The organism is Leptospira venezuelensis, from assembly GCF_002150035.1.
Taxonomy (GTDB): domain Bacteria; phylum Spirochaetota; class Leptospiria; order Leptospirales; family Leptospiraceae; genus Leptospira_B; species Leptospira_B venezuelensis.
In genome coordinates this window covers 364744-382436 of record NZ_NETS01000007.1, presented here as the reverse complement: position 1 = coordinate 382436, position 17693 = coordinate 364744, and the positions used below count along the sequence as shown (strand labels likewise).

Here is a 17693-nt window from a genome sequence, read left to right as displayed (position 1 = left end):
AAGTTCTACTGGTTGAAAGTTTCGATCTCGTTTTGGGCACGTTTGAGAAAGTTTGCCAAAGGCATTCTCTGTTGGGATACCTGGTTATTCTCCAACTGGATGATAGTTCCTAAAATAGAACGTTTGAATAGGATCACCGCGTAAACCAATCCTTTAGACAATTCCAATTCTATCTTATCTACTGCATAACTTCCGTAAATAAAATCAGTGAGGATATTAGAAGGTGCAAAAATATTGATCGCACTTTTTCCGAAATCGTTTCCGATCTGATAGATACTAAAGAACAAATTTAAATTTGGGACAGGATCTCCCAGATTCCTTCCCCAAAGATTCAGATCCGCCTTTACCTTTCCATCGTCAATTTTGGGCTGAGTTTTAGCAGGAAGTAATTGTTTTAGATCTATATCCTTGACTCTCAGAGAAACTGAATACTCCATTTTTTCAGGATCTCCAGAACCAACGTTAACGATCATATCTTTGCCCCAAATTTCCCCATCCAGAGTATATACTTTGAGATAATCCATTCGTAAATAATTTTCTGAATATTCTAAGTTAGCCGAAAGCCCTGGAACATCCGCCTTGGGCCGACTGTATTCGAAAGGAGTCCCTTTTAAGGAAGGATGATTTCCTATGATCTGTCGGATCGTAAAATTCGGAGCGGGAGTCCTACCGTAATTCATCACGAATTTTCTTTTATTTCCTTCGATTAGATTTTTGGTCTCTTTGACAGAAAGATCATGGGCAAAAGGAACATCTGCGTTCCACCCGTCTATTCGATACAGTTTGCAATCGTATCCGGGACAAACTCCACTTTGCACAAGTATATTAGAATTTTTAGATATTAGATTTCCTTGAACAATACTTCCGTACCAGTTGAATTTGGCCCCGGCCTCTCCCTGAAAAAATAATCCTCTAATAAGGCCACTTTCTTTAGGGGAAAGAAGTTTTAATTCTCCGTTCAAGCTTGGAATATAATCTCCCATAGACGGAAGAGGACCGTTTTTAGAAGCCCTGGCCAATTCTCCACTTAGTCCCAAATATAATTTTTTTGAAAATGCAGTTAATTCAAGTTTATCAATTTTTATCTTGGAGCTTGGACTTCCTATCATCTTTAGATCTAAAGAAAGTTTTCCATCTCGTAAATTCATTCCAGGAAGATCTACACCAAGACTTCCCTGGATATTCTGTCCTTGTTTTCCGAGTGAATAATAAAAATCCCCATCCAGTCCGATCTTTTTGCCTACTTGGTTTCTGACAGGGATCAATGTTTCTCGGAGTGATAAAGGAAGAAGAGGGACAAGATGTTCTAAATCTAGATCGAGTCCCGCTTTCTTCAGATCTAATACGAATGGTTCTCCAAGTCCGATCCTTCCACCTGTATTTAATTTTGCAGCGGAGTTTCCTTCAGGGGAGAAGGCTTGTAGGTTCAGATTAGATACTAATATTTCCTCAAGGCCCCATGCTTTTTTAGGGAAAAGGAATAGTGCTTTTAGACCTCCCTCCAAATTTATATTTCCGGAGTTCCCTCTGCCTAATGGAAATCTAAAACCTCTTGCTCTTAATTTTAAACCTGTATCCAACCCGGAAAAATCTTTTCCAAAGGCGGTAAGCTCCGCAGAAAATTTTCCGGAGTATCCAGTTAGATAATCTCCAAGTCCAAAATTGTCTAATTTCAAATTCAGATTCGGTCCTTCTGCTTGAGAATAATTTAAATTTCCCTCCAACAGAATTTCATTATAGATTACTTTCAAATTTTTGAATGAAAAAGATCTCATCCAAGGGAGCGGAATCTTGGATCCCGGATCTTTTTCACTCTGTGGATCGATCCGAATATCCCAATCCATATTGAATACTGGGATTGAATGTCTCTTCTTCCCCACTTTAAAATCTAGTGAATTTCCGCGGACTTCTCCTAGGACTCTAAGATTGTTCCAGCCACCTTCCGCCAAAATGGGAGCAAGACTTGCTTCTCCACTCATGGAGAAGGAGTTGAATCCAAGACTATGCAAAAAATCTGATAAAGGTGTGAGGCGTATACGCGACTTTTGAATCGCAAGATTTACGTTTCCTGAATCTGCGGCAAAGTCTGAAATTTTTCCGCTACCTTCTAACCAGGTGTCTTCTCCAACTTTCCATTCTAAATTTCTAAGTAGTAGTTCCTTCTTCTCCGGAGAAACATCTAAATCGTATTTTAAAGAAAAGCCGAAAGGTGCGCTGACTCTATTTGCAATTCGGATCGGTATTTTTTCTGAGCCAAGATCGAGCTTGGAATGGAACCCGGATTTGGAACCTTCTACCCTTTCCCAAATTAATGTACATCTAAACGGATGATCCAGTCCTCCGGAAGAATCTTGGAATCTAAGTTTGATCTGATTCTCCGGATTCAATTTTACTTTGAACTCATCTATCAGATCTAAAACTTTCAGATCAAATGGAATCCGAGTAAAACGATTCGTATCCAAAAGAAATCCAAGCTCCAACCCTTCTAACCCGGCGGAGTACGATTTGGATCCGTTTTCTGAATTTACTCGAACATTGATGTCTTTCAGATCTAATTCTAAGAATGCGCTGACTGGGAAATAAGTCCTGATCTCAGTAAGAGGTTCTGATTTTTCGGCGGGGGCTTCTTCTTTTTTGCTAGGAGGAAGAACGGAGGAGATATTCCAAAGGTTTCCTTTTTGCTTAAGGTCCAACTCCAATCCGTGGATGGAAATTTTAGAAATTTTCAATCTACCGAAGATGATAACTGGAAGATTATAGGAGATCCCCAGCTCTTTAGCGGTCATTACAGGCTTTTGACCCCAGTCGGTTGTGGGATATAATTTTACATCAGTGAATCTGAATCCATAGAATGGAGAGAAACTCCTGACATTCGCCTCAAACTTTCCCGCAAAAACGGAAGAGGCAATTTTATCGAATAGGATTTGTCCTGTGATTGAGTTGAAAAGGAGATGGTAGAAGAGAAAAACCCCCGCAATGATCCCAAGGCGGAGTTTTTTCTTTTTTAAATACTGTAGAAACTCGGAAGCCAACCGAAATGTTTAGGCTAATACTCGAAGGATTCGATAGCCTCTTCCAGCGTTTTGTAGATCTCGAAAATGCTGGCTAACTTTGTAATCTCCATTAGATTTTCGATATCGTTATTCAAATTGGTGAATACCATGCGACCTTTCAAACCGTCGATATGTTTGTAGATATTCAAAAACATCCCCAAACCTGCAGAGTTGATGAAAGGAACTTTTTTTAGGTCGATGATAAACTTCGGAACGTCACCTTTCGAGATATACTCCTCGATTTTTTGACCAAGTTCGAATTCATTGCCCGCTTTGATTGGGCCTTCGATCTTGACGATGTGAACGTCATTTTTAGTGGTGACTTTGATTTTCATAACCCTTTCTTGGATTTTTGTGCTTATATAAGATCTGCATTCCAGCCTCCTTGTAAAGCCCTTTTTTACAGAATTGACCAATAGTATCCTTGAAAGCTCCCAAAAATCAAAAAGACACAAGGTTATGACTCTGACAGAAATTACAGGAAATATTGTCGACATTTTGGCTGAATACAAACATCGTACCAAGGTCAGCAATGCCCGCAAAGCCCCCTCTTTTATCTCTAGTCATTCCCGTTTATAACGAGGAAAAAACCATCCCCGAACTTGTGAAAAGACTTCGGGGTCTACTCACTATCTTAAAAGAAAAACATCACTTCGGTAAAGAAGATGCAGAAATTCTTTTTGTAAACGATGGCTCAAGAGACGGGACCTTCGATGTCTTAAAAAAATTCTGCGAATCAGAGCCAGGCTTTTTTCTTTTAAACTTATCTAGAAACTATGGACACCAATTGGCAATCACTGCAGGGATCGATACTGCCAGAGGCGAAACAGTTGCCGTAATGGACGGTGATCTCCAGGATCCACCGGAATTTGTTGCGGACCTTTATGCAAAGATGTCAGAAGGTTACGATGTTGTCTATGCGAGAAGAAAGAAAAGAGAAGGTGAGTCCTTTTTCAAACTAATCACCGCTCATGTATTTTATAGGATCCTAAAAAAACTAACTAGGTTTGAAATCCCAATCGATACCGGAGATTTCAGGATCATGAGCAGAAGGGTGACTAATGTTTTAGTCTCCATGAAAGAACAACATCGTTATATCAGAGGATTGATCGCTTGGATTGGTTTCAGACAAACTGGTTTGGAGTATGATCGCGACGAACGTTTTGACGGAGAGACTAAATTTTCCGTTAGTAAGATGCTCAAGTTCGCTTTGGATGGGATCACTTCCTTCTCCTCTGCCCCGCTTAAATTTTCTTCTTATTTAGGATTTGCTTCTGCATTTTTCGGAGCATTATATACGATCTATATTCTATACTTAAAACTCTTTACTGATAATACCATCCAAGGCTGGACCTCGGTCATGATCGTAGTGTTGGTATTAGGTGGGATACAACTCATCGCGTTGGGTATGATAGGAGAATATCTAAGCAGAGTTCATGATCAATCCAAGAATCGCCCTCTTTATGTGATCGAAAAGATCTACTCTGTGAGATCAAAATCTAAAAAATGAATCGTATCTGGGATAAAGTTTTAGGAATTTTATTCGGCTTACTTGCCTTATTTGCCACCGGAGTAATGATCTCCAAGAATTGGCAGGCTTTCTTAGAGATCTGCCCGATTACGGATCTTTTGACCTGGGATGAGAATATACGCCTAACGGCCGTTTACGATCAATTCCAGGATTATAGAGACGGTAAGATCTGGAGAGCAACACTTCCATTTTTGGAATCCGCGACCTGGCCTCCTTTGCGCCCGATACTCTCTCTTTTACTCTTAGCAAGTCCTGGAGAATGGCCAATCACCTGGAAAGATTCCTTCCTGGGTTTGGCGTTTTACGCGCTTTGTTTTCCTTCAATCATCTATATTGTTTCCAGAATTTCAGGATCATTCCTTTTCGGGAGTTTGGTTTCTATATTTGTATTAGCGTTAAGCCTTCATACTTCTGAAACTCCCGCTTATAGTCTTTCTTCTATGTTGGAAACCCAAGGGATGTTTATCCTACTTTGGGTTTATTGGGGTTTATATAAACTTTATGATTCCGTAAAGGACCTAAAACCTGGAGAAAGTTTACCTGCCGGTTCAAAAGTGGCTGCTTTAGTCTCTGCGGTTCTCATCCTTTTATTTTTTACAAAGTATCCTTACGGACTTTTATTATTCATCTCTATCTTTTTATTCGAGTTGATCTCCAGATTTCCAGAATGGATCGGCTTTGTTCGATTCTCTGTCAAAGTCCATTACAAAGGGATCAGGCTCTTATTCTTGATCGTTGTTGTACTACTTGTTCTATCGCTTCCTGTTTTGAGAGTAGTGACAGATTGGAACCTTGACCAAAGATCTTTTAAAAAAGTTTTATATTTCCTGACAGTCATTCTTTTCTTGGATTTCAATTATTTCTTGTATAAGAACAGAAAGGACTTGGGAGAAATTTCGCCTCCTTCTATCAAAATACTTTATCTATATGCAATCCTCCCATGTTTTATCTGGCTGTTCACAAATATTGATAGGGTCATGAGTCTAGTTAACGCTCAGATGATCGTGAACAAATTTGTTCGCAGTTTTATCTTAAGTTTATTCGAGTCTCCAGAAGATAAATTTCCTGCGAGCCATGTGTTCAATGAGCCTTGGATCTTTAGGACCTTCTTCTTATTTTCTATGGCCGCAATCGGTTACTGGCTCTATTTAAATAGAAAAGAAAGAACTTCTTCCCCGGAAATAAAAGGAGAAGGAAGAATAGATTCTCTGCTTGCTAAGTTGCAAAATATAACCTGGCCTAAATTTCTAAAAGATCCGTTATTCGCGATTACTATGATTGTATTCTTGCAATATATAGTCATCGATGCTAGCACCGGAAACAAACAATTACGCCATGTATTCTATCCTTTACCCGCGTTACTTACGATCTTAAGTCTGTGGTCTTTCCGATTAATTCAAATTTCTAAGACAAATAGAAAGTTTTTATTCTCAGCGGTATTCCTATTTTTCTTAGTTTGGGCATCGAGTCTATTTATAAGAGAAGGTGGACTATTCAGCCAAACCTATCTTTCTAAAAACCAATTTTGTTTGAAAGGTTTCAATACTGCTGTATTTGAACCTGCCAGAGAGTTTGCAAAAGAGCTAGACCCAACTGGGAAATACGTCGCATTCAATGCATTCCATGACGAGGAAAACTTCCTGATGCCAGGAAGAATTCTCGCTTCGGAATTCGACCTTTTGTTCAAACAAAAAACGTTCGAAAAAGGGAAATACCGCAATGATAGCAAATACAAATGGAAATCCTGGGACGAATTTGACAAAGCTGTGTATATAGGTCCATCCTGCGACTTACCGCCTAAGATTCTTTCCAGAGCAGAAGGTTTTGGAATTACCCTGGAGCCGATTAAAGAAATTAAACACAAGACAGGAGATTATTGTTTCAAAGAATTTCGTCTTACTAAAAAATAATCGGACTTAACCGAAACCTGCTTTCGGTAAACGGCTGAAGGTATCGTGACTCATCTTTGGTTATTACCCACCATTATCGCGGCTACACCTTCCGCCTTTTTTCTATTCTTTATTTATCTATATTTATATAAGAAAGAAGGACAAAAGGCATTACTCGCCTGGTCCATCTGTTGGTTGTTCCATCTCTTTGGATACCTAGGAAATATTATGCAGGTAGGTGGAGCTGACTCTTACCGATATTTTCCCGCATTCTCTATTGATTTTATCCGAGCATTTTTCCAATTCTTAGGATGTTTTTATTTTTTAAATAAGTCATTCTCCAGACCTTTTCAGGCTTTATTCGCATTAACGGGTGTATGGGCATTATATTTGGATTTAGAAAAGATAAGAGATCCTTTTCTAATTTGGCCCATCTATATTCTGATAGGAGGATCCCAAATTTATACCGGGATCATTTTTCTCAGAACTAAAAATCTCATACCAAGCTTAGGAAAGATCATCGCTGGCTGGATCTTTATTCTCTGGGGACTTCATGTACTCAATTATCCTTTTGTCCGATTTCATCCGGAATATGGGTTTATTGGATTTTTTATCGCGGGCCTTTTTAGATTCTCGTCTGCAATCGTAATACTTCTAGTATTTTTTGAAGAAACAAAAGCCGCACTTTCTATAACGGAAGGAAATTATAAAAAGATTGTAGATACAACCTTAGAAGGAATTTGGCTGATAGATAAAGATGCCAAAACTAAATTCGTAAATTCTAAAATGGCTGAATTTTTAGGAATGAGCGAAAAAGAACTGATAGGCAAAAGTTTATTCGATTTTATACCGATGGATAATATCGATCTTGTGAACAAAAGATTAGAAGGAAGAAAGAAGGGAGAAGCAGAAGTCCATGATTTCTTTTTCAAACGTCCAGATGGAGAATCTGTCTGGCTTTTGATGTCTACAAATCCAGTTTTCGATCCTCAAGGTAATTACGAAGGTTCACTCGCAATGTGTACCGATATTACTTATTACAAAAAGACGGAAACTGCATTAAAAGAAAGTGAAAGACAACTTTCTACCTTGATCCGGAACCTTCCCGGCATTGCATATCGTTGCGCCTATGATCCAGAATGGACAATGGAATTTATAAGTGATGGTTGTTTCGAGCTTACTGGATATTCTCCATCGGACTTCGTTTCTAATCGTACAATCTCTTTTGGAGAGATCATCCATCCGGAGGATGCAGAAAGAGTTTTTAGCGAAGTTACTTCTGCAGTCAGCAAGAATATTCCATATCAATTACTATATCGGATCCACAAGAGAAGTGGAGAAATGCGCTGGGCATTCGAACAAGGTTCCTCGGTCAAAAGCGAGAATGGAGAATTGATCGCTCTCGAAGGTTTTATCATGGATTTCACTCAAGTAAAACTTGCGGAAGAAATTATGGCAAATTCTCTTCAAGAAAAGGATATCTTACTCAAAGAAGTTCATCATAGGGTCAAAAACTATCTGCAGGTTTTGTCCAGCTTACTGTCCATCCAATTGGAACAAGTAGATGAAAGTAATCCAACTCAGGTCCTGACAGAATCCCAAAATAGAATCTTATCCATGGCCTATGTGCATGAATCCTTGTATGGGAAGCATAGGATCAGCGATGAATTCTTCCCAGAATTCGTAAGTAGACTTGTAGACAGCCTTCTAAAATCATTTGGTCACCAAAAAGAAGAGATCCAAATCTTCTTAAACTGCGAATCTCTTCCAATCAAACAAAATTCTGCGATACCTATCGGCCTGATCCTGAACGAATTAGTAACCAATGTTTTAAAGCATGCATTCTCTTTTAAAAAACATTCAGAAGAAAAGATTATCAAAATCTCTTTTTACAAAGATGGAAATTGGATCCATTTGGATGTTACTGATAACGGAAAAGGGAAATCTTCCAATTCTAAATCTGAAGATTCGATGGGCCTGGAACTTGTGGATCTTCTGACTAAACAATTAAAGGGCTCAGTGATGGATCTTTCTTCTGAGCAAGGAACTGTAACAAGGATAAGATTCCCAGCTTCTTATTAGGATTATTTTGTTGGAGTTCCTACATAGGCTCGGGGGCGCCCCCACCCTGAACTTTGGGTGGGGGGAGTGGCCCGTGGGAGAGCTCTTTCGCACTTATCACAAAATTGCTATTTTAACAATCAAATTTTACTCTTCAAATCGTGTTGGAATTCCAACATTTAGGCTTATATCCCCTGAATTTTTGCCTCCCCCAAATTGGAATCCGCAACTATCTCAGGTTCTCTATGAGTAACTTCTCTAAATGTATCGAAATAATTTTCATGATTCGTCCCCATAATCCTATCCCAAATATTAAAATACAAACTGTAATTGCAGTTAAAATATTTATGATGCATATTGTGATGTGTTGTAGAATTATGAAGTCTTAATATTCTATTTTCAATAAAACCCTTTGGAAACAATTCAAAGGAAAGATGTCCTAACACATTTAAAAAATTGCTATAGAAGAAAAATATCACAAGAGCAGTTGTATGCACCGGTAAAAATAGTATCACGAGCGGAACAATTCCTGCTTCTACAATTGCTTCGTATGGATGAAAAGAAAACGCTGCCCAAGGAGAAGGATTCGTGGACTTATGATGGACCAAATGCATTCTTTTGAAAAGAAGAGGATGATGCATCAACCTATGAGTCCAATAAAAATACGTATCGTGCAGGAAGATTAATGCTACGATACTGAATAATAGATAAGGAATCCCATAGTCTTCTACCCTATCGTAGATAAAAGTCCAGCCGGCCTTCTTCATTAAGACTACTAAAATTCCAGAAGCGGCAAAGATCGCAAGTGAGATGGCTGAATATTTTAGCTCATGAGAAATTTTATCTTTTTCCGGAAGTTTTTTCTGAATTATCTTATGCTTGAGCTTGTCTCTAAATATCATCCAAATAAAAACATATGCGATCCCCGCCATTAAGATATAGCGGAACCATAATACACCTAAGGTCAGAAAATAATAAGCTGTATAGCCCATTTGATCCACAATTTCGTTCATCCCATTCTCTCCGTGTGCGCACAGTTTACACGATGAGACTACGATAAGCCTATCTGAATTTTAAAAATCTCTAGCTGATTTCGAAATCGGCGGTACTTTTTAGAACACCATCCCTGCCGCGGTTGCGACGGAATTCGGTTGGAGTGACCCCGGTTAATTCTTTAAATGCACGGTTGAAAGGTCCTAATGATTGATAACCCAAGTCCATAGCAACACGGATAATAGGTATCTCATCCTTTCCGGAATCCAAAAGGATTTCGCAAGCTTCTTGGATCCTATAACGATTTAAGAAGTCTGGAAAGTTTCTAAAGCCCATAGCCTGGTTGATTAACCTTCTGAGCTTGTATTCTTGCACTTCTAAATCTTCAGCAAGCTGCCCGATTGTCAGACCTTCCTTTCGATAAAGTTTAGTTTCTTCGAATGCAGAAACTAGTTTTTTCTTCAAGGCAGGATCGGCATAAATAGCTTTTTCTTCTTTGTCCTCTGACTCTTCAGGCCTCGGGTCTACGAGACCTTCTTTCAATTCAAAGACTAAATACATGAATGCTAGTATAAGTCCCCAGGCAAAAACCACATTTGCTAAATCTAAAATTTCAGATAAGATCTGACCTCTTAAGATCAGGTGCGAGAACATATTAAAAGTGATGACACTTCCAGTCATGAGAATATGGACTTCACGCAACCTTCTTCTCGTTTCAATCAAGTCATCCTTTCTTCCTGAATAGATCCGTATAATAGCAGCAACAACAAAGCCCAAGGATAGAAGTGTAGGAATTATAATATGAGCAAGAACAGCTTCCGAAACGATAGGTCCTCTCATATTGATCAGATCTAACACAGGATAAACTGACCAAGCAGAGACTCCAACCTTACTAAGAAGTAAAAGCCAATACCAATATTTAATCTCGAAATGATCCTCAAAGATTGCTAGGCTAATCATCCAGAAGAAAAAAGGTAAACTGATAAGACCTGCAAATAAAAATACGCGAATAGAATAAGGGATCTTTAGATCAGGATCCAAGGAAAGAACGATATAGCATACGATCCCGAAAGAAAAACCTCCGGCAATACGTATTCTCAAATCGTAAATGTACCTCCATCCTAATAGTCCAATGATGAAGATTAAATTCGAAAGACAGAATAAATGTAATATGTCCGTGATCTGTGAGATCAAATGAGTTCTTCCAGTTTTTCCAATTCTCCCCAAAAGTCCTTTGTTTGTAAACCAGGAAGAAATTTCCGGATCAAGCTGCTGTCTATAAAACTATCCTCTCTATCCATCTTTTCTTCGGGAAGAACCTGGATCTTACCATGATCTTCTAAAAATCGGAAGATCTCTAGCCATGTATGCCATTGCCCATCGGATAAAATTAGCTCAGAAGGTAGATCATTTTGGGGATAAGATAGAAGTAAACGTACTGCTTCTGAAATATCATCCCCATGTATTAAATTCAATTGTCGTTTAGTCTTTTTAACCGAGCCTTTTCTTGCCCAGTTTGCTGGATTCCGATCTGGTCCGTAAATCCCAGAAAGCCTAAGGATCTTACCACCCTTCTCTAAAAATCGTAATTCTGTTTCATAACGATCATGCCCAGGATCTAAAGGAGTTTTTTCAGTGATATCAGATGTAACCCTTTGATAGATGCTGGTAGATCCAAACAGCCAAACTGTTTTAGAAATAGAGAATAGAGTATCAAAAACCTGATCTCTATTTTCTAATTTTTGAGCGGGGAAGGTGATAAGGCTCGCGTCAAACCGAGTATTTTCATTATCCTTACGAAAATTTTCCAACGCAGCTGCATCGGATAGATCCAGAAGAATCGACCCTTCTGCTTGAGTTGCCCGAGAAACCCCAATAACAGTATTCTCTTTTCGTAATGTATTTAGAATCCGTAGGCCGGTATATCCCAGCCCGAAAACTGCAAACTTAGGCATTTACTCCAGACCGAGTCTTTTATAGATCAATCCGACTTTATCTAAGTAAGGAGCAATTTGAAAGATCGAATCCAGATCTCCCGGTTTCAAAACCTTCTGTACCTTAGGATCTTCAGCAAGTCTCGTCTTCAGATTCTGAGAAACATCTGCCCAAACTGCCATTGCATGACCTTGCACTATCGCATAAGCATCTTCTCTAGTGATCCCACCTTTTTCAATCAAGTGAAGAAGAACCTTTTGAGAGAAGATCAAACCTCTTGTAGTCCCCAAAGTTCTTTCGATAGCGTCAGGATACACATGTAGATTTTTTACTACGAATAACATCTTATCCAGAATATATTCCAGAGCAATCGTCGAATCCGGAACCACTATCCTTTCTGCGGAAGAATGAGAAATATCTCTTTCATGCCATAGGGCTACGTTTTGCAAAGCAGTCGAAACATTAGAACGGATCACTCTTGAAATTCCAGAAATTCTTTCACAAATCACAGGATTTCTTTTATGAGGCATTGCAGAAGATCCCTTTTGCCCTGGAGAAAAAGGTTCTTCTACTTCTCTACCTTCTGTTTTTTGAAGAAGACGAACTTCGGTTGCAAAACGATCTAGGCTCGCCGCAGTAACGCCTAACGCGGACATATAAGCAGCATGTCTATCCCTGGAAACTACTTGAGTTGCGATTGGATCAGGTTTGAGGCCTAATTTTTCACAAACGTATTCTTCAATGTCCGGTTCTATATTTGAATAAGTTCCGACTGCACCGGATAATTTTCCTACGGCCACTTCTTCTTTTGCCAGGGCCATACGCACCCTGTTTCTTTTCATTTCTTCATAGAATAATGCAAACTTCAAACCAAGAGTCATTGGTTCAGCGTGAATTCCATGAGATCTACCAATACAAGGAAGATCTCTATATTGAATTGCCTTCTCTTTGATCGCTTCAATCAATTGATCTGTTTTTCGCAGGATCAAATCCATTGCCTGGACCATCTGCACGCAAAGTGCTGTATCACCAATATCGGAGGAAGTGAGGCCATAATGCACATGGCGTCCTGCCGGTCCAATATAAGAATTCATATTAGTTAAGAATGCGATAACGTCATGGTGAACCTTGGCTTCAATCTCCAAAATTTCATCCACGTTGAATCTTGCTTTGGAACGTATCTCTTCGAAGTCCTCCTTTGGGACCTCTCCTTTTTTCATCCGGGCTTCGGTGGCCAATATTTCGATTTCTTTCCAAATATCAAATTTGTTCTCCAATTCCCAAATTTTAGAGATCTCAGGATTCGAATACCGATCAATCATTCCAGTTTCCTTGGGGAAATACCCCCATTGATAGGATTTTTATCCTGGGCCAATACGTAAACGGTTTTTGACTCGCATAGAGACCACGGAGTTTAAAGGAAAACGGGACATGTGGAGTTCCTACATGTCCAATCATTCTAATCTGCGCGATTAAACTCCCCCTTCTTCTATAATCGGAGCGGTTTTCGGCTCGGGGAATACTTTCATTAAAGAGCTCACCGATTCGCGCTCGCAAGATCAGCAGATGCAGAAATCGAACGATCTACCTTCTTTAAAATATCGAACTGGCCTTGTTTCAATTCCGGCCACCTCATCTTACGTTGGATCATAGATCGATATTTTCTGTAAGCGACTTGATTCACATATACAGAGTGTCTACCTGTATTCAGATAATTAATCCCTCCGTTTAATAACGGTCTATCTGTCCGAATCAACTTTTCGAATTTTTTAGCGGAACTATTTCCGTTTCGTTTCGCCTCAATATAAGATGAAATCAAATTAGCCATTTCATCGAACATTTTATAAGCCCCACCATCGGTTTCCATATACCCAAGAGCATAAAGATTTTCATACTTGCGATTAAATAGAGTAAGATAGAGTTCGGGGCGCCCATTTTTCCATTCGAAATATTTTTCTTCCATGTATGGAATTGCCCACTCGTATCCTGTCGCAAGTACAACTAAATCGATCTTTTCCTTAGTGCCGTCCTTAAACTCCACGAACTCTCCATTCAATCTAGAGATATCACCTTTTGCGATTACATCCCCATGACGCAAGTTATGTAGAAGCTGATCGTTGACTATAGGATGTGTTTCAAAAATTTTGTGATCGGGAGCGGGAAGACCAATCTTAGTTAAGTCCCCTACTAACAATTTTAAAATCGCCCCTAATACCCACTGAGAAAACCAGTTTGGGATCCAATGTGCTCTATCCCCAAATACATCGGCCGGCATTCCAAAAATATGTTTTGGAATAAAATAATAACCTCTCCTCACGCTGATGAATGCTTGGTCTGCAGCAACTCCTGCGTCGCATGCGATATCACATCCTGAATTTCCTGCTCCCACAACGAGCACTCTCTTTCCTCGAAAGGAGGAAATATCTTTATATTTTACGCTATGTATCACTTCTCCTGAAAATGTTTCTTCGCCTTCTAATTTTGGAATATTCGGAGACCAAGTAATCCCGCTCGCGCAAATGATTCCTTCATAAAGCCCCGATTCTCCAGTCGTAAGTGTGACCAACCATTTGTTTCCTTTCTGCCGTATAGACTGGACCGAAGAATTAAATTTAATATGTCGATACAGATCGTATTCTTTGGCAAAGGCTCTATGATACGCTAATATCTGCCGATTGGATGGATAATCCGGATACTCTTCCGGCATCGGATAATCCGCATAATTGGAAAGATACTTTGAAGAAATAAAATGCGCGCTCTCATACATGGGAGAACCTGGATTTTCGATATCCCAAATCCCTCCAACGTCCTTATATCTCTCGATCACGTGAAAAGGAATTCCTTTCAATTTCAAGGACCTCGCCATTGATAACCCGGCAGGTCCCGCTCCCACTATACAGTAATATCCTGAATAATCTTGGACTTCTTTGGAACTAGAAGTTTCGACTTGTTCTTTCATATTTCTCCTCACAAAAAAGTGATCATTGCTCTTTTTTATATATGATCATTGATCACTTTCTACAAAGAAGTCAAACAAAATTCGGTTCCGTCCAATAGAAAAAACTAGTCCGAGAATAAGAAATTCTCAAAGAATGTTAGGAAATATTTGGGTTCAGATTAAAATCTCTAACAGATCTCTCAAAGTCTTCGCGTAAGAAAAAGTCTAAACTTGCTCAAAAAGATTTAACAAATCTTACTTTGCACTTCTCAACCTAGTTCAAAGGAACTCACGAACTCTTTGATTAGATTAATATGATCCACTTCAGGAGAAGGGTTTTCCTTGCTAGGTTCATATAGATGTTCATCGAATACATGGTAATCGAAAATTTTGAGTTCAAAGTCAGGGATAGTAATAATGATATTTTCAGAATGAATATCGAAGATCAGTTTTTCTTCGGAAGCAAGATAACGAGTCACTTCTATAACCCTGTGAAAGTCCAAAGCGATTTTTTTAAGTTTAGACTTATTGATAATTCCAAATCTATGAGTATCAAAATTCAATTTCCATTTTGGGAAAAGTGCATCTTGGATCGGATTTTGTCTCACTTTCTCATTCAATCGAATGAATTCTTTTAAATGTTTTCCTGGCAGCAAATTCTGGTTATCGCAAGGAGTTAGTGTGACCACTGGAACACCGAAAGGACTTCTCCTATAACGTAAACCCATAAAGAATCTAGTAGGAAGTACGAGATCGGGGATCAGGCTTTTTAATTTCCAATAATGAAGTCTTTCCAATCCTAAACGAGCGAATTTAAAACGAATCTCGTCTCTTTTGGACTCTCCCCAAGCAGATTTTTGCAAATGATGCATTAAGCCGATTTCTTCCGCTTTTAAATAACGCTCCAGGTTATTCTGCACCTCTTTATATAAAGAACCAAAAATAGGATCCGATGGAAGTTTAGATTTTCCGATCTTGACTACTTGGTTCCAAGGAAGTGTGTATACAAATTTATAAGAGCCTCTTCCAATATAATTCTCCGAGGCGAGAGGCATAAAATTATCTAAAAATTCTCTACCATATCTATGCGTTATGCGAAACACGTGAGATACAGGAAAAAGTTTTTCGTAAAATTTTCTGGCAAAACCAGATTGCCTGAGACGGAAGTCGATGGGCAGATCCTCTTTTGGGATCTGAGAATCCGCCCTATCCGGATCAAAAAATAATTCTTTATCAAGACCCTTTTCCAGGATCTCGATAAAGCTGGGGATCCCGGGAGAGTTCCAAAAATTTCGGATTGCCTCTCCGAATTCGCTGAATCTTCCCTTCTTTGCCATTAAAATCTCAAACCTTATTTGGAATGGTAGTACAAGTCTCTTTTATAACTTGGAAGAGAAGTCTTATTCTTCTTAGAATTTTCCAATGCCTTATCTTTTTCTTCGTCTATCCACCATAAAGACTTAGCTGCACCCTCGCCAGAATATCTAGCGAGTGGATTTTCAGGAGTTCCGAATCGATTCCAATAAAGAACTCTTGTAGATTTAATTCCCCAAAGAAGAACGTAAGGAACTTCTTTCGTTAAGATCTTATCTATTTTCTTCAGGATTTCGGTTCTTTTTTTAATATCAAACTCTGTTTTTTGCTGCTCAATGAGTTTGTCTACTTCTGGATTTTTGAAACCGTTGTAATTGTTCTGCCCATTTTCATTTGCGTATTTAGAATCCCAATGATGTTCTGGGTCCGGGAAAGAACTTCCAGCTCCCCAAGCTGCCCAGGTAACATCAAAATCATATTTATCCATTCTTTCAGACCAGTTTGCAAGATCTGTGCTTTCAATAGTAACTTGGATTCCTAACTCTTTCACTCTTTCCATAAATAGAGTAAAATATTTCTCCACACTTCTATCTCTTTCCAGGATATGGATCACGAACTGCTGTCCATCTTTTTCCAAGAAACCTTTTGCATTCGGCTTCCAACCTGCTTCCGCAAAAAGTTTTTTCGCTGCTTCCGGATCATAATCTATCGAAGGATTTGGTAATTGTCCTTCTTCCCAAACAGAACCGTAATAAGAATCGGTGAGCTGGTATTCTCCGAAAGCGAGTTTATCCACCATCAGTTTACGATTTACTAAATGAGCGATTGCCTTTCTAATACGAACATCGTCGAAAGGTTTTCTTCTCATATTGAATGCCCAACCTTGAAAGCCTGACTTTTTATCATTATAGATCTTTTGTTTAATTATATAATTTTTATCAAAAGGTTCGCCAGTGGTTTCTTGGACCCAGGTCGCAGCCTTATACACAGGATAAAGATCTATATCACCTTTTTTGAATGCTTGGAATGCGACCGCATCGTCATTGAATACTTTAAAGATTAAAGTATCAAAGTTATCATTTCCTTTGTAAAAAGGATACGCTCTCATCCAATAATCATTTCTACGTTTCATTTTTACGTAGATCCCTTTTTTAGCGGATTGCAATTCATAAGGTCCGGAGGTCACAGGAAACTCAAAATTCTCCTTATTAAAATCTTTCCCGTTATAATAATGTTCCGGAAGAATAAAGAAATCATAAGCAATAAATTCGAAGTTTTTCCAATGGATCTCTTTTTGTGTGAATTCCACTTCGTATTCATTCACTAATTTAGGAGCCTCGAAACGAGAAAGATCAATCCTGTGAAGCGCAGTATTATTCTTCTTATTCATGATTATTTCATAAGTGAACAATACATCCTTAGCAGTGATCGATTTACCATCACTCCATCTAGCATTTTTATCCAGATTGAATGTGAATGTTCTTTTATCAGAAGAGATTTTCCAAGAAGAAGCAAGTTTAGGAAGAGGCTCCAGTGTAATAGGATGTCTTTCCAGAAGTGGTTCGAACATCTGACCAAATATCTCAGCGGTGGTGGAGAAATTTTCCAAATACCAGTTCAGAGATTTAGGATACTGATGGCTATAGATCCTGAAGATCCCTCCCCTTTTTGCGTTAGGAGAAACAGAAGGATTCGGCTTTCTCAATGCTTCCGGGATACTATTCGGATCTCCTTCCCAAGGGAGATCTTCAGTCGCTACTGAAATCTGGACTTCTTCCTTTTCTTTACAGCCGGTGGACAAGAAAGTAATTACGGATAATAAAAGTGTAAAATAGCAAATGTTTAGGAATTTGGAATTTTTTAGAGCAAGGTTCAAAGCACACCTCTTAGGAATGTTCGTGTTCGAAAGCTTCCGGGAAAACCCGATTTCAGGCAAACTTAAATGTAAAATTTTCGATGAAAAGATAAAAGGAGAAGCC

At 38.9% G+C, this 17693-nt stretch carries 12 protein-coding genes; 3 read left to right on the top strand and 9 right to left on the bottom strand.

The genetic code is table 11. The features are described 5' to 3' along the window. Positions 1 to 5: 5 nt before the first annotated feature. Positions 6 to 3032 (bottom strand): LIC_11026 family protein, encoded by a 3027-nt coding sequence (locus tag B1C82_RS03785; RefSeq protein WP_086446268.1) that lies wholly within the window; start codon positions 3030 to 3032, stop codon positions 6 to 8. Between the two features lie 14 nt (positions 3033 to 3046). Then, entirely contained in the window at positions 3047 to 3388 is a 342-nt protein-coding gene (locus B1C82_RS03780; RefSeq protein WP_086446267.1) for an STAS domain-containing protein, read from the bottom strand. Positions 3389 to 3585: 197 nt separating this feature from the next. Between B1C82_RS03780 and B1C82_RS03775 the strand changes: the two genes are divergently transcribed. The 3 genes from B1C82_RS03775 to B1C82_RS03765 are packed head-to-tail and all read left to right on the top strand — an operon-like array spanning position 3586 to position 8555. Next, positions 3586 to 4563: a glycosyltransferase family 2 protein gene (locus tag B1C82_RS03775; protein ID WP_086446266.1), complete on the top strand. Its 978-nt coding sequence runs from the start codon at positions 3586 to 3588 to the stop codon at positions 4561 to 4563. After that, entirely contained in the window at positions 4560 to 6494 is a 1935-nt protein-coding gene (locus tag B1C82_RS03770; RefSeq protein WP_086446265.1) for a hypothetical protein, read from the top strand. The genes B1C82_RS03775 and B1C82_RS03770 overlap by 4 nt, the downstream gene beginning before the upstream one ends. Before the next feature lie 45 nt (positions 6495 to 6539). Continuing rightward, complete coding sequence (locus tag B1C82_RS03765; protein WP_086446264.1) at positions 6540 to 8555, top strand: PAS domain S-box protein; 2016 nt, start codon at positions 6540 to 6542, stop codon at positions 8553 to 8555. Between the two features lie 164 nt (positions 8556 to 8719). Here B1C82_RS03765 and B1C82_RS03760 read toward each other — a convergent pair whose 3' ends face one another. The 7 genes from B1C82_RS03760 to B1C82_RS03730 form a co-directional block, all read right to left on the bottom strand. After that, positions 8720 to 9547, bottom strand: coding sequence for a sterol desaturase family protein (locus tag B1C82_RS03760; RefSeq protein WP_086446263.1), 828 nt, complete (start codon positions 9545 to 9547; stop codon positions 8720 to 8722). A gap of 70 nt (positions 9548 to 9617) precedes the next feature. Continuing rightward, a complete protein-coding gene (locus B1C82_RS03755) occupies positions 9618 to 10721 on the bottom strand; it encodes an AraC family transcriptional regulator (RefSeq protein WP_086446345.1) in 1104 nt (367 codons plus the stop codon). Continuing rightward, on the bottom strand, positions 10718 to 11482 hold the full coding sequence (locus B1C82_RS03750) for a Rossmann-fold NAD(P)-binding domain-containing protein (RefSeq protein WP_086446262.1): 765 nt from the start codon (positions 11480 to 11482) through the stop codon (positions 10718 to 10720). The genes B1C82_RS03755 and B1C82_RS03750 overlap by 4 nt, the downstream gene beginning before the upstream one ends. Then, positions 11483 to 12784, bottom strand: coding sequence for an adenylosuccinate lyase (gene purB / locus B1C82_RS03745; protein WP_086446261.1), 1302 nt, complete (start codon positions 12782 to 12784; stop codon positions 11483 to 11485). It abuts the gene before it with no gap. Positions 12785 to 12999: 215 nt separating this feature from the next. Next, entirely contained in the window at positions 13000 to 14421 is a 1422-nt protein-coding gene (locus B1C82_RS03740) for a flavin-containing monooxygenase (protein ID WP_086446260.1), read from the bottom strand. A gap of 248 nt (positions 14422 to 14669) precedes the next feature. Next, positions 14670 to 15737, bottom strand: a complete 1068-nt coding sequence (locus B1C82_RS03735; protein WP_086446259.1) for a hypothetical protein — start codon at positions 15735 to 15737, stop codon at positions 14670 to 14672. A gap of 14 nt (positions 15738 to 15751) precedes the next feature. Continuing rightward, on the bottom strand, positions 15752 to 17590 hold the full coding sequence (locus B1C82_RS03730) for an extracellular solute-binding protein (protein WP_086446258.1): 1839 nt from the start codon (positions 17588 to 17590) through the stop codon (positions 15752 to 15754). Positions 17591 to 17693 lie beyond the last annotated feature (103 nt).